This window comes from Pseudomonas sp. CYM-20-01, assembly GCF_023169845.1.
Classification (GTDB): domain Bacteria; phylum Pseudomonadota; class Gammaproteobacteria; order Pseudomonadales; family Pseudomonadaceae; genus Aquipseudomonas; species Aquipseudomonas azotoformans.
On record NZ_AP025169.1, the window covers coordinates 5,169,495 to 5,188,812 of the forward strand.

At 61.1% G+C, this 19,318-nt stretch carries 21 protein-coding genes; 9 read left to right on the forward strand and 12 right to left on the reverse strand.

Annotated features, from left to right (window positions below; genetic code table 11):
- Positions 1–51 precede the first annotated feature (51 nt).
- Positions 52–918, forward strand: coding sequence for a DUF6279 family lipoprotein (locus M2497_RS23355; RefSeq protein WP_248483505.1), 867 nt, complete (start codon positions 52–54; stop codon positions 916–918).
- On the opposite strand, the gene copD is transcribed toward M2497_RS23355, so the two are convergent.
- The 5 genes from copD to M2497_RS23380 all read right to left on the reverse strand — a co-directional run bounded on the left by copD (position 915) and on the right by M2497_RS23380 (position 5,253).
- Complete coding sequence (gene copD / locus M2497_RS23360) at positions 915–1,769, reverse strand: copper homeostasis membrane protein CopD (RefSeq protein ID WP_248483507.1); 855 nt, start codon at positions 1,767–1,769, stop codon at positions 915–917. The two genes, M2497_RS23355 and copD, sit on opposite strands and share 4 nt — an antisense overlap.
- Positions 1,766–2,140 (reverse strand): copper homeostasis periplasmic binding protein CopC, encoded by a 375-nt coding sequence (gene copC / locus M2497_RS23365; protein WP_092242886.1) that lies wholly within the window; start codon positions 2,138–2,140, stop codon positions 1,766–1,768. The genes copD and copC overlap by 4 nt, the downstream gene beginning before the upstream one ends.
- Before the next feature lie 54 nt (positions 2,141–2,194).
- Positions 2,195–3,010, reverse strand: a complete 816-nt coding sequence (locus M2497_RS23370) for a copper resistance protein B (RefSeq protein ID WP_248483509.1) — start codon at positions 3,008–3,010, stop codon at positions 2,195–2,197.
- Positions 3,011–3,020: 10 nt separating this feature from the next.
- Positions 3,021–4,736 carry a copper resistance system multicopper oxidase gene (locus M2497_RS23375; RefSeq protein ID WP_248483511.1) on the reverse strand — a complete coding sequence of 572 codons (1,716 nt, stop codon included), beginning with the start codon at positions 4,734–4,736 and terminating at the stop codon, positions 3,021–3,023.
- Positions 4,737–4,863: 127 nt separating this feature from the next.
- Complete coding sequence (locus M2497_RS23380) at positions 4,864–5,253, reverse strand: transcriptional regulator (protein ID WP_092242878.1); 390 nt, start codon at positions 5,251–5,253, stop codon at positions 4,864–4,866.
- 154 nt (positions 5,254–5,407) lie between these two features.
- Here M2497_RS23380 and M2497_RS23385 point away from each other — a divergent pair, with 154 nt between their 5' ends.
- Complete coding sequence (locus M2497_RS23385; protein ID WP_248483513.1) at positions 5,408–5,683, forward strand: hypothetical protein; 276 nt, start codon at positions 5,408–5,410, stop codon at positions 5,681–5,683.
- A gap of 50 nt (positions 5,684–5,733) precedes the next feature.
- Here the strand turns inward: M2497_RS23385 and M2497_RS23390 are convergent, their stop codons facing one another.
- Entirely contained in the window at positions 5,734–7,080 is a 1,347-nt protein-coding gene (locus M2497_RS23390; protein ID WP_025855790.1) for a DEAD/DEAH box helicase, read from the reverse strand.
- 193 nt (positions 7,081–7,273) lie between these two features.
- Here M2497_RS23390 and M2497_RS23395 point away from each other — a divergent pair, with 193 nt between their 5' ends.
- A complete protein-coding gene (locus tag M2497_RS23395; RefSeq protein ID WP_248483515.1) occupies positions 7,274–8,572 on the forward strand; it encodes a mechanosensitive ion channel family protein in 1,299 nt (432 codons plus the stop codon).
- 19 nt (positions 8,573–8,591) lie between these two features.
- Here M2497_RS23395 and M2497_RS23400 read toward each other — a convergent pair whose 3' ends face one another.
- The 3 genes from M2497_RS23400 to M2497_RS23410 all read right to left on the reverse strand — a co-directional run bounded on the left by M2497_RS23400 (position 8,592) and on the right by M2497_RS23410 (position 10,714).
- Positions 8,592–9,458 (reverse strand): carboxylate/amino acid/amine transporter, encoded by an 867-nt coding sequence (locus M2497_RS23400; protein ID WP_248483517.1) that lies wholly within the window; start codon positions 9,456–9,458, stop codon positions 8,592–8,594.
- Between the two features lie 202 nt (positions 9,459–9,660).
- A complete protein-coding gene (locus M2497_RS23405) occupies positions 9,661–10,260 on the reverse strand; it encodes an FMN-dependent NADH-azoreductase (protein ID WP_248483519.1) in 600 nt (199 codons plus the stop codon).
- A gap of 139 nt (positions 10,261–10,399) precedes the next feature.
- Entirely contained in the window at positions 10,400–10,714 is a 315-nt protein-coding gene (locus M2497_RS23410) for a 3-phosphoglycerate kinase (protein ID WP_248483521.1), read from the reverse strand.
- Between the two features lie 49 nt (positions 10,715–10,763).
- Here M2497_RS23410 and M2497_RS23415 point away from each other — a divergent pair, with 49 nt between their 5' ends.
- The 5 genes from M2497_RS23415 to aqpZ all read left to right on the forward strand — a co-directional run bounded on the left by M2497_RS23415 (position 10,764) and on the right by aqpZ (position 15,938).
- Complete coding sequence (locus tag M2497_RS23415) at positions 10,764–11,687, forward strand: LysR family transcriptional regulator (protein ID WP_248483523.1); 924 nt, start codon at positions 10,764–10,766, stop codon at positions 11,685–11,687.
- Between the two features lie 14 nt (positions 11,688–11,701).
- On the forward strand, positions 11,702–12,505 hold the full coding sequence (locus tag M2497_RS23420; RefSeq protein WP_248483525.1) for an alpha/beta hydrolase: 804 nt from the start codon (positions 11,702–11,704) through the stop codon (positions 12,503–12,505).
- Positions 12,506–12,508: 3 nt separating this feature from the next.
- Complete coding sequence (locus tag M2497_RS23425) at positions 12,509–13,072, forward strand: peptidylprolyl isomerase (protein ID WP_213553479.1); 564 nt, start codon at positions 12,509–12,511, stop codon at positions 13,070–13,072.
- 85 nt (positions 13,073–13,157) lie between these two features.
- On the forward strand, positions 13,158–14,990 hold the full coding sequence (locus tag M2497_RS23430) for an ABC transporter ATP-binding protein (RefSeq protein WP_248483527.1): 1,833 nt from the start codon (positions 13,158–13,160) through the stop codon (positions 14,988–14,990).
- Positions 14,991–15,236: 246 nt separating this feature from the next.
- On the forward strand, positions 15,237–15,938 hold the full coding sequence (gene aqpZ, locus M2497_RS23435) for an aquaporin Z (RefSeq protein ID WP_248483529.1): 702 nt from the start codon (positions 15,237–15,239) through the stop codon (positions 15,936–15,938).
- Between the two features lie 55 nt (positions 15,939–15,993).
- Here aqpZ and M2497_RS23440 read toward each other — a convergent pair whose 3' ends face one another.
- From M2497_RS23440 to M2497_RS23450, 3 genes are all read right to left on the reverse strand, one after another.
- Positions 15,994–16,242, reverse strand: a complete 249-nt coding sequence (locus tag M2497_RS23440) for a BrnA antitoxin family protein (RefSeq protein WP_016979349.1) — start codon at positions 16,240–16,242, stop codon at positions 15,994–15,996.
- Complete coding sequence (locus M2497_RS23445; RefSeq protein ID WP_058425366.1) at positions 16,220–16,498, reverse strand: BrnT family toxin; 279 nt, start codon at positions 16,496–16,498, stop codon at positions 16,220–16,222. Before M2497_RS23445 ends, M2497_RS23440 begins: the two co-directional genes overlap by 23 nt.
- Before the next feature lie 77 nt (positions 16,499–16,575).
- Positions 16,576–17,700, reverse strand: coding sequence for a GNAT family N-acetyltransferase (locus M2497_RS23450; RefSeq protein WP_248483531.1), 1,125 nt, complete (start codon positions 17,698–17,700; stop codon positions 16,576–16,578).
- Positions 17,701–17,983: 283 nt separating this feature from the next.
- Between M2497_RS23450 and M2497_RS23455 the strand changes: the two genes are divergently transcribed.
- A complete protein-coding gene (locus tag M2497_RS23455; RefSeq protein ID WP_248483533.1) occupies positions 17,984–19,306 on the forward strand; it encodes a putative porin in 1,323 nt (440 codons plus the stop codon).
- The last annotated feature ends 12 nt before the right edge of the window (positions 19,307–19,318 follow it).

The following is a 19,318-nucleotide window of genomic DNA, read 5'->3' on the forward strand; positions in this document are numbered from 1 at the left end:
GCACCCTGCGCGGGTTCACATGTGATAACCCACTTCGCGAAGGACCCGCCCATGCTGCGTCGGCTCAAACTAATGGTGCTATTGCTGACCCTGAGCCTCGTGCTCGCCGGCTGCAATCGCGTGGGCCTGGCCTACCGCAATCTGGACGTGATCATCCCCTGGACCCTCAACGACTACCTGGACATGAACGCCGGGCAGAAGAGCTGGTTCAACGACACCCTCAAGCAGCACCTGGCCTGGCACTGCACCACGCAATTACCGGGTTACCTGGATTGGCTGGACCGCCTGCAACAGATGGCCGACGACAACCACGTCACCGACGCCGCCTTGCAGGCCCGTACCGCCGAAGCCAAGCAGGCCATCGACGACATCGCTCGAGAGATCACTCCCTCCGCCATCCAGCTGCTTCAAGGCCTGGATGATCAGCAGGTCAAGGACATGAATGACGCCTTGGCCAAGGACCTGCGCAAACGCCAGGACGAATACCTCAAGCCGCCCCTGGCCCAGCAGATCAAGGAACGCGCCGAGCGCATGAGCAAGCGCCTGGACGCCTGGATCGGCCCGCTCAGCGCCAGCCAGCAGAGCCGCGTGACCGCGTGGTCCATCGCCCTCGGCGAGCAGAACCGGGAATGGATCGGCAATCGCGCCCGCTGGCAGGCGCAATTTATCGAGGCTGTGCAACAGCGCCGCAGTGCCGATTTCCCGCAGAAGATCCAGCAGTTACTAGTGGACCGTGAAAGCCTGTGGACCCCGGAGTACAGAGCGGCCTACGCCCAGACCGAAGCGGCGGCGCGCAGCCTGATTGTCGATGTGATGGCCGAAAGTACGCTGCAACAACGGCAGAAACTCACCCAGAAAATCGACAAGGTGCGCAGTGATTTCCAGGCACTTAAATGCTTGAAGAGCACGCAGTCCTAACCGGGCGCCAACGTCCCCAGCCAAGCCACCAGCGCCAGGATCAACACCACTGCGGCAGACTCCACCACAATGCTGCGGCGCAGTGCTTTGCTTGCCACGGTAATGTCGCCCGCCGCCAGGGCGCGTTGCAGCAACGGCGTGAAGTGCGAGCGATTGAGCGCCGCCAGCCCCAGCATCAAAGCGAACAGGCCCAACTTGAAACACAACAGGACCGCGTAGGTGCCACCGGTGATGCCATCGAGCTTCGGCCCGACCACAAACAGATAATTCGCCACGCCCGTGCCGATCAGCACCGCTACGAACAGCATGCCCATCCGCTCGAAAGCCGCCAGCGCGTGTGCCAACCTGTGGAGCGTCGACAAAGACGTGCTCCTCAACGCCACCCCGAATGCAGCCAACGCACCGACCCAACCCGCCGCCGCCAGCAGGTGCGCACTGTCGCTGAGAACGTGCCATACCCCCTGCGTGCCTTCATGCATCACGCCGTGCCCCGCCCACGCCAGCGTTACCAGCGCTATCGCACCGAACAGCGGTGCCATTCGGGTATTGAGCGCAACCAGCGCCAACGCAACCATTCGCAGGCACCAGGTCCACCCCAGCTCGGTCTGCCAGAGCATCATTTGCAGGTGCGGCCACAACATTTGCCAATCTTCGGCGCCGCTCATGGCCTGGGTCATGAACAGCAACGACGCTACCGAAAGCAATCCACCCAGGCACGCAGTCAGTCGCAACAGCGACTGCAGATTCAATAGGCGGCGGTCGCCATAGAGGCCGAACAACCCCAGGCCGAACACCAGCATCAAGTCCAGATAAAGCGCAAAACGCAGGAGTATCGAGACCGCTTCACTCATGGCTGGACGCTGAACATCACATTACCCAGGATCGGGTGCGTATCGGACGACACCGCGCGCCAATCCACCCGGTAAGTACCCGCCGTCAGCGCGGACGCCGGCTTGATCAGCATCACCTTGGGATCGGTACTGGCCGCGACACTGGCCTTCACCGGCATCGGCGAATGGGACATGCCGGGCATGTCAGTCATGGTCAGTTTGGCACCGGAAAACTGCGTCAGCAGGTTTTCCGAGAAGCGCAGTTCGATCACGGCCGGCGGCGCCCCCTTGGCCCCATCCGATGGTGTAGACGACAGCAGCTTCGGATGAGCCGATACCGCCAGGCTGGTAATCAGTCCGGCGCACAGCACAGTAGTTTTCAACAATGACATGCAAGGCTCCAGGCCGCTCATGGCGGCGAGTAAGTTATAGGATGGGTAAAACCGTCAGAACCACATTCGCACACCAACCACCCAGCGCCATTGGCTGATGTCTTCGCCTTCATCCCGGGCGTATTGCGCGGTCTGGCCGTAGCTGCGGTTCCAGCTGACGCCCACGTAGGGCGCGAACTCACGGCGCACTTCATAACGCAACCTCAAGCCCAGCTCACTCTCCGACAGGCCCGAGCCGACGCCGCGCTGTGGGTCGTTGCGTCCATAGAAGTTGAGTTCAGCGGTGGGCTGCAGGATCAGCCGGTTGGTCAGCAGGATGTCGTAGTCGCCTTCCAGGCGAGCAGCGGTACGACCCGCCTCACCGACAAACAACGTGGCTTCGGCTTCGAAGTTGTACAGCGCCATGCCCTGGGCGCCGAAGGCCGCCCAGGTCTGGCCGTCGCCTGGCTTGAAGTCCTGGCGCACGCCGCCTACCAGGTCCCACCACGGGCTGATGGCATGCCCCCACAGGGCCTGGACTTCGGCGCTTTCAGTGCGACCGGCACTGCGCTCGCCTTCGCTGCGTAGCCACAGGCGGTCGATATCGCCGCCGACCCAGCCGTTGATATCCCAGTTCAGCGCGCCTGCACCGTCACCGCCCTGCCATTCCAATTGGTTGATCAGCAGCAAAGAGTTGATGCCACTGTCGTGAACCCTGTGCCCACCGGGGGCGTTGTACACCGCCGCGCGATCAGCATCGGTCAGGGCAGGAATCGGTGTCCGGCTCTCGGTGAGCGCCGGTGACGCCGGGCTCATGCCCTGGAACTCATCGGCCTGCGCCAGCGGAGCGAGCACAAGCCATAAGAAGGTCAATAAAACACGATGGCTCATGCTTGCATCCTTATTCATGCACCCGCACCTCACGGAACATGCCCATTTCCATGTGGTACAGCAGGTGACAGTGATAGGCCCAACGCCCCAGCGCATCAGCGGTTACCCGGTAGCTGCGCCGCGAGCCCGGCGGCATGTCGATGGTGTGCTTGCGCACCTGGAACTGGCCGTTTTCATCCTCCAGATCACTCCACAAACCGTGCAGGTGAATGGGATGGCTCATCATGGTGTCGTTGACCAGCACCAGCCGGACCCGCTCGCCATACGTGAGTTGCAAGGGTTCGGCATCAGAGAACTTCACGCCATTGAACGACCAGGCGAACTTCTCCATGTGCCCTGTGAGGTGCAGCTCAAGGGTGCGGCCGGGGTCGCGACCGTCAGGGTCTTCGAACGTACTGCGCAGGTCGGCGTAAGTGAGTACACGGCGGCCATTGTTGCGCAGGCCGATGCCAGGGTCATCGAGCTTGGGCACCGGGTTCATGGCCTGCATGTCCACCAGCGGGTTGTGTTGCTCGCTGGCCGGATGGGCCTGCATCGACATGGCATTGTGGTCCATGCCTGCCATGCCTGCCATGCCCGGCATATCCGCCATGGCGCCGTGATCCATGCCGCCCATGCCCATATCGTCCATGGTGATCCAGGGGCGCGGGTCCAGCGCCGGCACCGCCGCGATTGCTCCGGCTTGCAGGGCCAACGTGCCGCGGGCGTAGCCGCTGCGGTCCATCGACTGTGCAAACAGGGTGTAGGCGGCTGCAGTAGGTTCGACCAGCACATCGAAGGTCTCCGCCACGGCAATGCGGAACTCATCGACACTCACCGGCTGCACCGGCTGGCCATCGGCGGCGATCACCGTCATTTTCAGCCCCGGGATGCGCACATCGAAATAGCTCATCGCCGAGCCGTTGATGAAGCGTAGGCGCACGGTCTCGCCCGCCCGGAACAGGCCGGTCCAGTTGCGTTCCGGTGGCTGGCCATTGAGCAGGTAGGTGTAGGTCTCACCGCTGACGTCGGCGAGGTCGGTGGGGTTCATCTTCATCTGCGCCCACATCAGGCGATCGGCGGCGGTGGCCGACCAGCCCTGCTTGCCCACATCCCGCACGAAATCGCCCACGGTGGGTTTGTGCAGGTTGTAGTAGTCGGACTGTTTCTTGAGGGTTTTCATCAGCGCGACCGGGTCTTCATCGGTCCAGTCCGACAGCATCACCACGTAGTCACGTTGGTAGGTGAAGGGCTCGGGCTCCCTGGGATCAATCACCAGCGGGCCATACACGCCTTGCTGTTCCTGGAACCCGGAATGGCTGTGGTACCAGTAGGTACCGTGCTGCTTGAGCGTGAACTGGTAGACAAACACCCCGCCTGGCTCGATGCCCTGGAAACTCAGTCCGGGCACGCCGTCCATGGTCGACGGCAGCAGAATGCCGTGCCAGTGGATCGACGTCGGCTCGGCCAGGCGGTTCTTCACGCGCACGGTGACCGTGTCGCCTTCGCGCCAGCGCAGCAAGGGGCCAGGCAGGCTGCCGTTGATGGTCAGCGCGGTGCGGTTGCGACCGGTGAGGTTGACCGGCGTCTGGTCAATGAACAGATCAAATTCGGTGCCCGCCAGTACGGTGGGTTGGCCGAGGCCGGTGAGGGCCCAGACCGGGCTGCGCCAAAGCCCGAGCCCGCTCAGCAAACTGCAGGCGGCCAGGCCTTTGACGAAGGTTCGTCGGGTGGTTGTGGGGTGCATGCCGATTCAATTCCATGAGTTGAATGGCAGCAGATTAAGCACGGCCGGCTGTCAGCCAGCTTAGCGGCAGATTACCGATCTGACAGTTTCGCCCCGGCTTTGCGACAGTGCCGGGGCGTGAAGGGGATCAGGCGATCTGCGCCTTGGAGGCCACCTCGGCAAAGGTCGTCGGGTCGAGCGCATCCGCCTGCTCGTCCAGCACCTGACGCGGGTGATCGTTGCCCGGAATCGAACTGTCGATCAGCGCCAGCAACTGTGCGCCGAGCGGGGTCAGGATAAAATTCTCACCATTGCCGCCCTCTTCTTCGGGACGCGACTCAATAAAGCCACGCTTGAACAGCAGCGCTTCATAATCGGCAGCAGTCTTTTTCAGCGCGTCCAGATTCCCAGTGGACTCGCCCGCCGTGGCCTTTTCGGCCGCTTCCTGCTCGGCGTATTTGCGCGGGGCGAAACTGCCTTCGCCGTTCTGCACTTCGTGCAGCAGACGTTCGATCAGATCCCAGTTGTAAGTCGTCATCCTGATTCCTCCTGCAGGCGGGTGGAAAGTAGCCTGTCTAGAGGTGTGACACGCCCTGTCCGCCGCCGTTCAGCTCAATAGACAGACGTCATTTCTCTGAACTTTCCAGACGTTCGCGGCCTCAACAACTCATAACCGCCAAGGAGGTGTGCCCATGAAAACCCTGATGAACCTGGCCGTCGCGGCCGCATTGGCGAGCGCCCTGCCCGCCTGGGCCTGTACGCCCGACGAAGCCACGGCCAAGCGCGAGCAACTGGCCCAGGAAGTGGCCAAACTGACGGAACAGAACCCGACCAAGGCCAAGGAGATGAACGACGAGCTGCAGAAGATGGACCTGGATACGGAAAGCGCTGAGTTCCCCGACAAATGTCAATTGATCGACGCCCGCCTCAAGGAACTCAAGGAAGCCGCCGCCAAAGCCAAAAACTGAGGCCATAAAAAAACCGGACGATCGTCCGGTTTTTTCCCATCACCCGCGCCTTATTCGGCAGCCGGGGCTTCCGGCTTGCGGCGCTTGAGCGGTGCCATGCCGTCCTTGCTGACGAGCGACAGGTTGTCGGTCTTCGGCCGGTTGGCGATCTTGCGCTTGGTCGGCGACTTGGCGCCGGTTTTCTTCTTGTCGCCCTTGGCGTCGGTCTTTTTCTTCTTCACACCAACGGCCTTGCCCGATGCCTTGACCTTCTTCGGCCCGGTGTAGGTGCCTTTGACTTCCTTGATGGTGCGGCGCTCGAACGACTGCTTGAGGTAGCGCTCGATGCTCGACATCAGGTTCCAGTCGCCATGGCAGATCAGCGAGATGGCCAGGCCATCGTTGCCGGCACGCCCGGTACGGCCGATACGGTGCACATATTCGTCGCCGCTGCGGGGCATGTCGAAGTTGATCACCAGGTCCAGGCCGTCCACGTCCAGGCCGCGCGCGGCAACGTCAGTGGCCACCAGAATCTTCACGCCGCCGGCCTTGAGGCGGTCGATAGCCAGCTTGCGGTCCTTCTGGTCTTTCTCGCCGTGCAGCACGAACGCCTTGTATTCCTGGGCCACCAGGCGGCCGTAAATGCGGTCGGCGGCGGCGCGGGTGTTGGTGAACACGATGGCTTTCTGATAGGTCTCGTTGGCCAGCAGCCAATTGAGGATCTGCTCTTTGTGCACGTTGTGGTCGGCGGTGACGATCTGCTGGCGCGTGGTCGCGTTCAGGTCGCTGACGTTGTTGACCTGCAGGTGCTCAGGGTTGTTCAGCACCTTGGCGACCATCTCGCGCAGGGTGGAACCGCCGGTGGTGGCGGAGAACAGCATGGTCTGCTGGCGGTTGACGCATTCGCCCACCAGGCGCTGCACGTCGTCGGCAAAGCCCATGTCGAGCATGCGGTCGGCTTCGTCCAGCACCAGCACTTCGACTTCCTTGAGGTCTAGGTTGCCGGCGTTGAGTTGCTCGATCATGCGGCCCGGGGTGCCGATCAGGATGTCCGGTACCTTGCGCAGCATGGCGGCCTGGACCTTGAAGTCTTCACCGCCGGTAATGATGCCGGACTTGATGAAGGTGAACTGCGAGAAGCGCTCCACTTCTTTCAACGTCTGCTGGGCCAGCTCGCGGGTCGGCAGCAGGATCAGGGTCTTGATGCTGACGCGAACCTTGGCCGGGCCGATCAGGCGGTTCAGTACAGGCAGGACGAACGCGGCGGTCTTACCGCTACCGGTTTGAGCTGTCACCCGCAGGTCACGCCCTTCGAGCGCGAGCGGGATGGCCGCTGCTTGCACAGGCGTAGGCTCGACAAATTTAAGCTCGGCCACGGCTTTGAGCAGGCGTTCGTGCAGGGCGAATTGGGAAAACACGGGTGCTACCTCGAAGAAATACAAAAAATCAGCTGCATAGGTTACCGGTTTCGGGCGCCCAAACCGAGTTTCTTTACGCGAACGGTGCTAATCGGCCGCTTTTTTGTCAGGACATTTGTCCACGACGTCAACTTTGTTGCACTTAAATGCTCTAATCGCCCCGTCTTGTCCCACAGAAGAATCGGTTTCACCCATGGATATCAAACAGCTCTGGCTCAACGCCCAAGACCTCTGGGGCGCCCTCGATGAACACCCGCTGCTGCACGCCAGCCTCGGCTTGCTGGTGTTGCTGGTGGTGGCGCTGGTGCTCGGACGAGTGGCGCGCTACCTCATTCTCCACGCCGTCAAACTGCTTGGCCGGCAACCGTCCCTGCACTGGCTCAACGACCTGCGGCACAACAAAGTCTTCCATCGCCTGGCCCAGATGACGCCGTCACTGGTGATCCAGTTCGGCCTGTACCTGGTGCCGGACCTGAGCAAGACCGCCATCCTGTTCATCGGTAACGTGGCCCTGGCATTGAGCATCCTGTTCCTGGTGCTGGCCATCAGCGCCCTGCTCAACGCCCTGCTGGACATCTACGCCCGCACCGAACACGCGCGTACCCGCTCGATCAAGGGCTACGTGCAGTTGGCGAAGATGGTGCTGTTCGTGTTTGGCGCGATCATCATCGTTGCCACCCTGATCGACCGCTCGCCGCTGTTGCTGCTGTCGGGCCTGGGTGCGATGTCGGCGGTGATCCTGTTGGTGTACAAGGACACGCTGCTGTCGTTCGTCGCCAGCGTGCAGTTGACCAGCAACGACATGCTGCGGGTCGGCGACTGGATCGAAATGCCCCAGGTCGGCGCTGACGGTGATGTAGTCGATATCACCCTGCATACGGTCAAAGTGCAGAACTTCGACAAGACCATCGTCTCCATACCCACCTGGCGCCTGATGTCCGAGTCGTTCAAGAACTGGCGCGGCATGCAGGCGTCCGGCGGGCGCCGCATCAAGCGCAGCCTGTTCATCGACGCCAGCGGCGTGCGCTTCCTGCGCGACGACGAAGAACTGCGCATGACCCAGGTGCACCTGCTCACTGACTACATCGGGCGCAAACAGGCCGAACTCAAGGCCTGGAACGAAGCCCAGGGGCACAGCGCGCAACTGTCGGCCAACCGCCGCCGCATGACCAACCTCGGCACCTTTCGTGCCTACGCCCTGGCCTACCTGAAAAGCCACCCGGACATCCAGCCGAACATGACCTGCATGGTGCGCCAGATGCAGACCACCGCCCAGGGCGTGCCGCTGGAGATCTACTGCTTCACCCGCACCACGGCGTGGGCGGATTACGAGCGAATCCAGGGGGATATCTTTGATTACCTGCTGGCGGTGTTGCCGGAGTTTGGCTTGAGTTTGTATCAGCAGCCGAGTGGTAATGACTTACGTACTGGGCTGCTACCGGCCTTGCTCGGCGCCAGTCATTTGCCAACGCAGGAAAACAAATCTGCCTGACACTAGTCCCACAAGGGGGTCAGCGCAGTATCGGCTGTTTGCGCCCCCCCAACCGACTGATCCACACCGCCCCCAGAATCACCAACCCGCCCAACGCCAACCGCCCCAGCGGTTCATGCTGGTTCCAGATCAGCAGATTCAGCAACAGCCCCACCGGCACATGCAGGTTGTTCATCACCGCCAGGGTGCCACCCTGCACCAGGCAAGCGCCCTTGTTCCACCAGTACATGCCCAGCGCTGTACTGACCAGGCCGAGGAACACCAGCACGCCCCATTGCAGCGGCGCCTCCGGCAGAAAGTTGGCTTTGCCGAACAGCAGGAATGCCGGCAACACCACCAGCAACGCGCCGAGGTAGAAGTAACCGAAACGCCGGTAGTGCGGCAGATTACTCGGGTAACGCGCCACCAGGTGTTTGTACATCACTTGCCCGGCGGCATAGGTGAAGTTGGCCAGTTGCAGCAGCAGGAAGCCGCCAAGGAAGTGCGGGGTGATCTGGTCGAAGCGAATCACTGCGGCGCCCGCTACCGCCACCAGTGCGGCGACCAGCGCCCAGGGGTTGAAGCGACGGTTGATGGCGTCCTCGATAAGGGTCACGTGCAGCGGCGTGAGAATGGTGAACAGCAACACTTCCGGCACCGTGAGTACGCGAAAGCTCAGGTACAGGCACACGTAGGTCACACCGAACTGCAGTGCGCCGATCACCAGCATGCCGCGCATAAAGGCCGGTTCCACCGAGCGCCAGCGGGTCAGCGGAATGAATACCAGGCCGGCCAGCAGCACACGCACCAGCACGGCGAAGTAGCTGTCAACGTGACCGGCGAGGTATTCGCCAATCAAGCTGAAGGAAAATGCCTGAATCAGGGTGACAACCAGTAAATAGCCCATGCGCGCCTCATTTCGAATGGGCGGGACATTAAAGGTTTTCGGCGGTTGAAGAAACTCGAGGCAAAAAAAACCCGACCTCGCTAAAGCGTCAGTCGGGCGGTAGCACTCAGGAGCAATAGTGCAAAGGGAGGTTCGTTACGCGTACTTGAAGGGTTGGCGTGAAGCGATATAAACACCGCGCGATTATGTGACGATTAAAGGATCAAGCCACCTTAGCCAGCAGCGCTTTGGCGTGGTTGATGCCCTTTTCCTGGAAGTCCCCGCTCAGGTTCACCCCTTCTGCATGAATGAAGGTGACGTCATGAATCCCGATGAAGGCCATGACCTGACGCAAGTACGGTTCCTGATGATCTGAGCTGGCGCCGGTGTGGATGCCGCCGCGAGCAGTCAGCACGATGGCGCGCTTGCCGGTCAGCAGACCCTGAGGGCCGGTGGCGGTGTACTTGAAGGTCACACCGGCACGCAACACGTGGTCCAGCCAGGCTTTGAGGGTGCTGGGGATAGCGAAGTTGTACATCGGCGCGGCCATCACCAGGACGTCGGCGGCGAGCAACTCGTCGGTCAATTCGTTGGAACGATCCAGGGAAGCCTGTTCGTTGCCGTTGCGCTGATCCGCCGGCTTCATCCAGCCGCCGAGCAGGTTGGCATCCAGGTGCGGGACCGGATTGAGGGCCACGTCACGTACGGTGATCTGATCTGCCGGGTGGGCGGCCTGCCATTGGCTGATGAACTGCTGGGTCAGTTGGCGGGAAATCGAATCCTGCTGGCGGGCGCTGCTTTCGATGATCAGAACGTTGGACATGGCGTTGTAGGCTCCATCTGTAATTGCTGTAAGTCGATGGAGTGAAGATTAAACAGAGCCAATTCGATTAAAAAGCGCAAAAAACTGCTATAACCCATCTATAAATTTGTTTATAGGCGGAGCATGCTCCGCTCTCGGGTTATTTCGGCGTGCAGGCCAGGCTGATACGCATCTTGATAATCGCGCGGTTGAACTTGACCGTGGTGTTGGTGCTTTTGCCCGCCGGCACCGTGACCGTACGACGACGCGGCGATTCCGGGCCGTTGGTGAAGGTCACCGAGCACACGGCATCGTTGGTGCCGTAGTTATTGAGTTGGATCGAGCTGATATCGCCGTCCACGTCGGAGGCGGTGTAATCGATGCTCACACCGTCGATCTTCTTGGTCACGTCGATGGGGTAGGCAAACGCGCTCATCGGCAGCAGCGCCAGCAACACACAACAGAATTTTCTCATTCGGCAGTCTCCAATAAGGACAGCCAGCTTAGGACAAGAGGAGCCCATCTTGAAAGCGCCCCGCGTTACCCTCGATCAATGGCGCACGCTGCAAGCCGTGGTCGACCATGGCGGCTTCGCCCAGGCGGCCGAAGCACTGCACCGTTCGCAGTCCTCGGTGAGCTACACCGTGGCCCGCATGCAAGACCAGCTTGGCGTACCGCTGCTGCGCATTGACGGGCGCAAGGCGGTACTCACCGACGCCGGTGAAGTGCTGTTGCGCCGCTCCCGGCAACTGGTGAAAAACGCCAGCCAGCTGGAAGACCTTGCCCACCATATGGAACAGGGCTGGGAAGCCGAGGTGCGCCTGGTGGTGGATGCGGCTTACCCCAATGCGCGTCTGGTTCGCGCCCTCACCGCATTCATGCCGCAAAGCCGTGGCTGCCGCGTGCGCCTGCGTGAAGAGGTATTGTCGGGCGTAGAAGAGTTGCTGATCGAAGGCGTGGCCGACCTGGCGATCTGCGGGTTCAGCATACCCGGCTACCTCGGTACGGAAATGAGCGATGTGGAGTTTGTCGCCGTGGCCCACCCGGAGCATGCACTGCACCGCATGAACCGCGAGCTGAGCTTCCAGGACCTGGAAAGCCAGATGCAGGTGGTGATCCGCGACTCCGGCCGCCAGCAACCTCGCGACGTGGGCTGGCTCGGCGCCGAACAGCGCTGGACCGTCGGCAGCCTGGCCACCGCCGCCGCCTTTGTCGGCAGCGGCCTGGGCTTTGCCTGGTTGCCCCGGCACATGATCGAGCGCGAACTTGCCGAGGGCGTGCTCAAGCAACTGCCCCTGGAACAGGGCGGCAGCCGCCACCCCACGTTCTACCTGTATTCAAACAAGGACAAACCCCTGGGGCCTGCCACGCAGATCCTCGTGGAACTGCTGCGCACCTTTGATACCGCACCGCTGGACGCGCCTTTCGCCGCCCCCCGGCAAGCCTGAAACGGAGTTCGCCCATGGCCTGGTTCGACCATGAAGGATGCAGCCTGCACTACGAGGAATATGGTCACGGCACGCCGCTGGTGCTGATCCACGGCCTGGGCTCCAGCAGCCAGGATTGGGAACTGCAGATTCCAGTACTGGCCCGGCATTACCGCCTGGTCGTGGTGGACGTGCGCGGTCACGGCCGCTCGGACAAGCCGCGCGAACGCTACAGCATCCAGGGTTTCACCTACGACCTGATCGCCTTGTTCGAGCACCTGGGCCTGCCGCCGGCCCACGTGGTGGGCTTGTCCATGGGCGGCATGATCGCTTTCCAACTGGCCGTGGACGAACCCGCACTGATCAGAAGCCTGTGCATCGTCAATAGCGCCCCCGAGGTCAAGGTGCGCAGCGCTGACGATTACTGGCAATGGGCCAAGCGCTGGAGCCTGGCACGCTTGCTGAGCCTGTCCACGATCGGCAAGGCGTTGGGCGAGCGGCTCTTCCCCAAACCGCACCAGGCCGAGCTGCGCCGCAAGATGGCCGAACGCTGGGCAAAGAACGACAAACGTGCTTATCTCGCCAGCTTCGATGCGATTGTGGGCTGGGGCGTGCAGGAACGACTTTCGCGGATCACCTGTCCAACCCTGGTCATCAGCGCCGACCACGACTACACCCCTGTGGCGCAGAAACAAAACTATGTAAAACTGCTGCCCGATGCGCGACTGGTGGTGATACAAGATTCCCGCCATGCCACGCCCTTGGACCAACCCGAAGTCTTTAACGCAACCTTGCTCGAATTTCTAAAGACAGTCGAAACCACTACCCAGGATCACTGACCCATGCTGAAAAAAATCGCCTTCTTTGCCGGTTCTGTTCTGTTCGCCGCCAACCTGATGGCCGCCGAGCCCGCCAAGGCGCCCCACGTTCTGATCACCACCACCAACGGCGACATCGAGATCGAACTGGACCCGGTCAAGGCGCCAATCAGCACCAAGAACTTCCTGGCCTACGTCGACAAGGGCTTCTACACCAACACGATTTTCCACCGTGTGATCCCGGGCTTCATGGTCCAGGGCGGCGGTTTTACCCAGTCGATGTCGCAAAAGCCGACTGAGGCGCCGATCAAGAACGAAGCCAGCAATGGCCTGCATAACGTGCGTGGCACCTTGTCGATGGCGCGTACCAATGACCCGAATTCGGCCACCAGCCAATTCTTCATCAACGTCGCCGACAATGCGTTCCTCGACCCGGGCCGCGATGCCGGTTACGCCGTGTTCGCCAAGGTGGTCAAGGGCATGGACGTGGTCGACATCATCGTCAACTCCCAGACCACCACCAAGCAGGGCATGCAGAACGTGCCAATCGATCCTGTCCTGATCAAGTCGGCCAAGCGCATCGACTGATGCCTGGCAGGCAGCTCCGCGCGCAGCCCACAAGGCCGCGCGCGCATTTGTAAAAGGAGAGCCCGCACGGCGGGCGTCAAACTGAATGCTCTATCGTCGCTTTGAACAACTGATCGACATCTTCCGCGACGCCCCCAGCGCCGCCCCGCCTGATAAAGTCCTCCCCTTCTACCTCTACTACCTGCGCCAGGTGTGGCCGCATTTTGCTGCCTTGCTGGTGGTGGGCCTGATCGGTGCGCTGATCGAAGTGGCGCTGTTCAGCTACCTGAGTCGCATCATCGACCTGGCCCAGGGCACGCCGCCGGCCAACTTCTTTCAGATTCACAGCACCGAGCTGATCTGGATGGCCGTGGTCGCCCTGCTGCTGCGCCCGATCTTCGGCGCCCTGCATGACCTACTGGTACACCAGACCATCAGCCCTGGCATGACCAGCCTGATCCGCTGGCAGAACCACAGCTACGTGCTCAAGCAGAGCCTGAATTTCTTCCAGAACGACTTCGCCGGGCGTATTGCCCAGCGCATCATGCAAACTGGCAATTCCCTGCGCGATTCCGCCGTGGCAGCGGTGGATGCGATCTGGCACGTGGCGATCTACGCCATCAGTTCCCTGGTGCTGTTCGCCGAGGCCGACTGGCGCCTGATGATCCCGCTGGTGACCTGGATCCTCTGCTACAGCCTGGCGCTGCGCTACTTCGTGCCAAGGGTGAAGGAGCGCTCGGTGATTTCCTCCGAGGCGCGCTCCAAATTGATGGGCCGCATCGTCGACGGCTACACCAACATCACCACCTTGAAGCTGTTCGCCCATACCCGCTATGAGCAGGAGTACGCCAAGGAAGCGATCGTCGAGCAGACCGAAAAAACCCAGTTGGCCAGCCGCGTGGTCACCAGCATGGACATCGTGATCACCACCATGAATGGCCTGCTGATCGTGACCACCACCGGCCTGGCGTTGTGGCTGTGGACGCAATCGATGATTTCCGTTGGCGCGATTGCCCTGGCTACCGGCCTGGTGATCCGTATCGTCAACATGTCCGGCTGGATCATGTGGGTGGTCAACGGCATTTTCGAAAACATCGGCCAGGTGCAGGATGGCCTGAAGACCATCGCCCAGCCGCTGGCCGTGATCGACCGCGACAATGCCCCGCGCCTGAGCGTGCCCCAGGGCCAAGTGCGTTTCGAGCAGGTGGATTTCCACTACGGCAAGAAGAGCGGGATCATTGGCGGCCTCAACCTTGAGATCAAGGCCGGTGAAAAGATCGGCCTGATCGGCCCGTCCGGTGCGGGCAAGTCGACCCTGGTCAACCTGCTGCTGCGCCTGTACGACCTGCAAGGTGGGCGCATCCTGATCGACGGCCAGAACATCGCCGACGTCGCCCAGGAAAGCTTGCGCGAACAGATCGGCATGATCACCCAGGACACGTCGCTGCTGCATCGTTCGATCCGCGACAACCTGCTCTACGGCAAACCGGACGCTACCGACGAAGAACTCTGGGCCGCCGTGCACAAGGCGCGTGCGGATGAGTTCATCCCCTTGCTGTCGGACTCCGAAGGCCGCACCGGGCTGGATGCGCACGTGGGTGAGCGCGGCGTGAAACTCTCCGGCGGGCAGCGTCAACGTATCGCCATCGCCCGCGTACTGCTCAAGGACGCGCCGATCCTGATCATGGACGAAGCCACCTCAGCGCTGGACTCGGAAGTGGAAGCGGCAATCCAGGAAAGCCTGGAAACCCTGATGCAAGGCAAGACCGTGATCGCGATTGCCCACCGCTTGTCGACCATTGCGCGGATGGACCGCCTGGTGGTGCTGGAGAAAGGCCAGATCGCCGAAAGCGGCAGCCACGCCGAACTGCTGGCCCATGGTGGGTTGTATGCGCGGTTGTGGCAGCACCAGACCGGCGGCTTCGTCGGTATCGACTGACCCTTACAACCCCTTTCCGATCCAACCTGTGGGAGGGGGCTTGCCCCCGATAGCGGCAGATCAGTCACCGGATACAGCGACTGATACTCCGCCATCGGGGGCAAGCCCCCTCCCACATTAGAGCCCTGGATTTGTGCCATACCCGTGCTGTACTCAATGCAGTGCCCAGACGGGCGCTGAAGTAAATCTGCAGGGAGCATCACTGATTTACGGATTCGGTAGAGCGATCTATCAAGGACGGGTTGCATGTCTTTGTTCAAGCGTTCAGTCACAGAGGGGTTAGGTACGTTTTGGCTGGTGTTGGGCGGGTGCGGGAGTGCGGTGTTGGCCGCGGCGTTTCCCGCAGTCGGAATCGGGTTGCTGGGCGTGTCCCTGGCCTTCGGGCTCACGGTGCTGACCATGGCGTTCGCCATCGGGCATATCAGCGGTTGTCATCTCAACCCGGCGGTGTCGGTGGGGCTGGTGGTGGGCGGAAGATTTCCGGCCAGGGAGTTACCGGCGTACATCGTCGCGCAGGTGGTCGGCGGTACGCTCGCCGCGGCGTTGTTGTATTTCATTGCCAGCGGCAAGCCAGGCTTCGAACTGGCGTCAGGCCTGGCGTCCAACGGCTATGGCGAGCATTCGCCTGGCGGTTATTCGATGGCGGCGGGGTTTGTCTGTGAGCTGGTGATGACGGCGATGTTCGTGCTGATCATCCTCGGCGCCACCGACCGCCGTGCCCCGCCGGGCCTTGCACCGATAGCCATCGGCTTGGCGTTGACACTCATCCACCTGATCTCTATTCCCGTCACCAACACCTCGGTCAACCCGGCCCGTAGCACAGGTCCGGCACTGATCGTCGGCGGTTGGGCGATCCAGCAATTGTGGATGTTCTGGCTTGCGCCGATCCTGGGTGCGGTGATCGGTGGTTTTACCTATCGATGGCTGGGCAAGGAGGCGCCGGGCTGAGGCAAACGGGTTCAGCCCGGCCTATGAGGCAGGGCTGAACTTATCGGATCGCCAATCACCCTTGATGGGCCTGCATGTACTGGCGCAGTAGCTGGTTAATACGCGTCTGGTAACCAGATCCTTGACCTTTGAACCACTCCAGTACATCAGCATCCAGCCTGATAGTGACCGCCTGCTTCACTGGAACACGCAACTCGGCACGCCGGAAAAAATCGGCATCCAGCTCAGGAATATCGCTGGTATCGATCTCTTTATCATTCATTTTGGCCAGGCGCTCCCAATCAGTTTTCGATGTTTGCGTCATAGTATTTGGCCTCCTTCTTGGTTGCTTTTCGGGCAGAGATGATGCGAATTACGTCACCACGCCGCTCGGTGTATACGACCACACCCATTAACAATTTGATCCAGCCGATACTGATCCAACGCTCCTCGCCATAATCCGCTCGATCATCGCGTAAGGCCAGCATTGGATGCCTGAAGAGATCTGGGACGTCATTGAAGTCAATGCCGTGCTTAACAATATTGGCTTTATTCTTGGATTCATCCCACTCAAATAGCATGGCACATCCTGTATGTACTTTTGTACATACGGGATAGCGATTTCAATCTTTCCTGAAAGCGCCACAAGACCAGTGGTTCAGCCTTGCCGATACGGCAAGGCTGCCCTCGCCTCCTCTGCATACGCCACGATCCCCACCCGTTCACGCTCGAGAAAATCCTCCACGGCATTCTTCAATCCCGGATGGCGCAGGTAGTGCCACGACCGCGTGATCACCGGCTCGAACCCTCGGATCAACTTGTGCTCGCCCTGTGCTCCCGCATCGAAGCGTTGCAGGCCTTGGGCGATGGCGTAGTCCATACCCTGGTAGAAGCAGGTTTCGAAGTGCAAACGGTCAAACTCTGCCAGGCAGCCCCAGTAGCGGCCGTAGAAGCTGTCGCCGCCGAGCAGGCTGAAGGCCATCGCCACCGGGCGCGAGCCTTGCTTGGCCAGTACCACGCGGATCGCTTCAGGCATGCGCTCGGCCAGCAGGCTGAAAAAAGCGCGAGTCAGGTAGGGCGATTGGCGGCGCACGGCGTAGGTGTTGGCATAGCAGGCGTAGACAAAATCCCACTGCGCCTCGCTCAGTTCATGGCCTTGCAACCACTCGAAATCGATCCCCTGCCCCGCCACTTGCTCGCGCTCCTTGCGCATCTGTTTGCGCTTGCGCGAACTCAAGGCGTCGAGGAAGTCCTGGAAGTCCCGGTAGCCTCGGTTCTGCCAGTGATACTGACAGCCCAGGCGCTGTAACCAACCCGGTTGCCGGGCCAGTGCAGCATCGGCCAGGTCATCGGTGAAGTTGATATGGGCGCTGGAAAGCCCTTCGATCTCCAGGTAACCCGGCAGGCTCTTGAGCAGCTCAAAACCGTCTTCGGCACTGGCGGCCAATAGACGCGGACCGCTGACCGGGCTGAAAGGCACCGCCGTCAGCAACTTGGGGTAATAATCGATGCCGGCGCGCTCACAGGCATCGGCCCAGCCGTGATCGAACACGTACTCGCCATAGGAATGCCATTTGCGATAGCTGGGCAACGCCGCCACCAGCCGCTCACCCTCCCAGTGCAGCAAATGCTCCGGCTGCCAGCCCGATTGCGGGCCCAGGCTGGCGCTGTCTTCCAAGGCGCTCAGGAACGCGTGCCGCACGAACGGCTGCCCCTGCGGCACCAGCGCATCCCAGGCTTGCGGGGCAATTTCGGACAGGCTGTCCAGGCGTTGCAGCGGCATCGGCATCCTCACTGGTTCGGGGCGTGAAAGCCTGGCGAGTATCGCCGATTGCCGACCCTGGCACACCCCCGTTTCGCACGACAAGGCTCTAAACCAATAGTTCCGAACGTGAAAAATTTGTCATCTAGATGACATCACTTCGCCACTGCGCCGTCATAAACGATCGTGATACTGACGCCTGTTTTTAGAGCGCCTGGTTCTACCCGGCGGCTATTTTTCCGTCCGTCATCGGTCGGTTGTGTCCTGGATGGTTTGCCATCCCTCCTCACTTTCGGAGATTGATATGCGTCTTGCTTCCACTAAAACTGCGGCGGTCCTGTGCGGCGGCCTGTTACTGGCCCTGAGCGTTCCGGCCAGCGCTGCAGTCGACGCTAAATTGCTCGACATGCTCAAGGCCAACGGCCAGATCACCGCGGCGCAGTACACCGAACTGCAAAGCGAGCTGGCCAAAGACCAGAAAGAACAGCAGATCGCACGGCAAGCTCAACAAGAGACCAACGAACAGATCGCGGCCACCGCGAAGAAAACCAATGAGCTGAGCAGCTTCGACCAGAAGCTGGCCTGGGCCGCCAAGACTCAGTTCAAGGGTGACGTACGTTTCCGTCAGGAAACCGTGAAAATCCAGGGCGAATCCAACAACGGCGGCCGCGACAAGGACCGTCAGCGCATCCGTGCCCGCCTGGGCGCCTACACCGAGATCAACTCGCAAGTCGACACCGGTATCCGCATTGCCACCGGCAGCAGCGACGATGCGCGCTCGACCAACCAGGACCAGGACAACTATTTCGACAAGAAGTCGATCTGGCTGGACCTTGGCTACATCGACTACCACCCGGACCAGATCAAGAACCTGCACGTGATCGGCGGCAAGATGCTGCAACCGTGGGTGAACATGGGCGACGTCATCTGGGATAGCGACATCAACCCTGAAGGCCTGGCCCTGACCTACAAATACCCGCTGGGCAGCAGCGCCGAGCTGTTCGGCAGCCTCGGTAACTACAACCTCAAGGACAACGTCGACGGCGATGGCGTGCAATTCCGCCACGACCTGCGCCTGACCTCTGGCCAGTTGGGCACACGCTTCTCGGTCACCGACAACCTGAAAATGACCCTGGGCGGCAGCATCTACGCCTACCAGAACGACAAGGACAGCCGTTGCACAACCACCACCACGCCTTGCGCACTGGCGGTCAACGGTAACTCGGCCGACAACCAGTTCCGCCTGTATGAAGGCTTTGCCCAAGCCGACATCGGTGGCCTGGCTGTACCGCTGGCGTTCTACGGCCAGTACGTGAAAAACAACGACGCCGTGACCGACCAGGACACCGCCTGGCTGATCGGCGCCAAGTCGAAAGTGTTCGGTTTCAACCTGGACTACAACTACCGCGACATCCAGCGTAATGCCGTGGTTGGCGCCTTCACCGACTCGGACTTCGCCAACGGCACCACCGGTTCGCGCGGTCACAAGATGAAGGTCAGCTACGACATCGACAAGAACTTCGCCCTCGGTGCCACGTACTTCCTGACCAAGGCCGACTACGCCAGCCGTACCCAGCGTGACGCCAATACCAACACCCTGCAGCTGGATGCAGAAGCCAAGTTCTAACAGTAAGTGTTG

Coding starts and splice junctions, on each gene's coding strand:
- M2497_RS23410 (WP_248483521.1), bottom strand. CDS start 10,714: ATGAGAAAATTCTGTTGTGTGTTGCTGGCGCTGCTGCCGATGAGCGCG.
- M2497_RS23395 (WP_248483515.1), top strand. CDS start 7,274: ATGGATATCAAACAGCTCTGGCTCAACGCCCAAGACCTCTGGGGCGCC.
- M2497_RS23450 (WP_248483531.1), bottom strand. CDS start 17,700: ATGCCGCTGCAACGCCTGGACAGCCTGTCCGAAATTGCCCCGCAAGCC.
- M2497_RS23370 (WP_248483509.1), bottom strand. CDS start 3,010: ATGAGCCATCGTGTTTTATTGACCTTCTTATGGCTTGTGCTCGCTCCG.
- M2497_RS23425 (WP_213553479.1), top strand. CDS start 12,509: ATGCTGAAAAAAATCGCCTTCTTTGCCGGTTCTGTTCTGTTCGCCGCC.
- M2497_RS23420 (WP_248483525.1), top strand. CDS start 11,702: ATGGCCTGGTTCGACCATGAAGGATGCAGCCTGCACTACGAGGAATAT.
- copC (WP_092242886.1), bottom strand. CDS start 2,140: ATGTCATTGTTGAAAACTACTGTGCTGTGCGCCGGACTGATTACCAGC.
- M2497_RS23355 (WP_248483505.1), top strand. CDS start 52: ATGCTGCGTCGGCTCAAACTAATGGTGCTATTGCTGACCCTGAGCCTC.
- M2497_RS23375 (WP_248483511.1), bottom strand. CDS start 4,736: ATGCACCCCACAACCACCCGACGAACCTTCGTCAAAGGCCTGGCCGCC.
- aqpZ (WP_248483529.1), top strand. CDS start 15,237: ATGTCTTTGTTCAAGCGTTCAGTCACAGAGGGGTTAGGTACGTTTTGG.
- M2497_RS23385 (WP_248483513.1), top strand. CDS start 5,408: ATGAAAACCCTGATGAACCTGGCCGTCGCGGCCGCATTGGCGAGCGCC.
- M2497_RS23380 (WP_092242878.1), bottom strand. CDS start 5,253: ATGACGACTTACAACTGGGATCTGATCGAACGTCTGCTGCACGAAGTG.
- M2497_RS23455 (WP_248483533.1), top strand. CDS start 17,984: ATGCGTCTTGCTTCCACTAAAACTGCGGCGGTCCTGTGCGGCGGCCTG.
- M2497_RS23440 (WP_016979349.1), bottom strand. CDS start 16,242: ATGACGCAAACATCGAAAACTGATTGGGAGCGCCTGGCCAAAATGAAT.
- M2497_RS23430 (WP_248483527.1), top strand. CDS start 13,158: ATGCTCTATCGTCGCTTTGAACAACTGATCGACATCTTCCGCGACGCC.
- M2497_RS23445 (WP_058425366.1), bottom strand. CDS start 16,498: ATGCTATTTGAGTGGGATGAATCCAAGAATAAAGCCAATATTGTTAAG.
- M2497_RS23405 (WP_248483519.1), bottom strand. CDS start 10,260: ATGTCCAACGTTCTGATCATCGAAAGCAGCGCCCGCCAGCAGGATTCG.
- M2497_RS23400 (WP_248483517.1), bottom strand. CDS start 9,458: ATGGGCTATTTACTGGTTGTCACCCTGATTCAGGCATTTTCCTTCAGC.
- copD (WP_248483507.1), bottom strand. CDS start 1,769: ATGAGTGAAGCGGTCTCGATACTCCTGCGTTTTGCGCTTTATCTGGAC.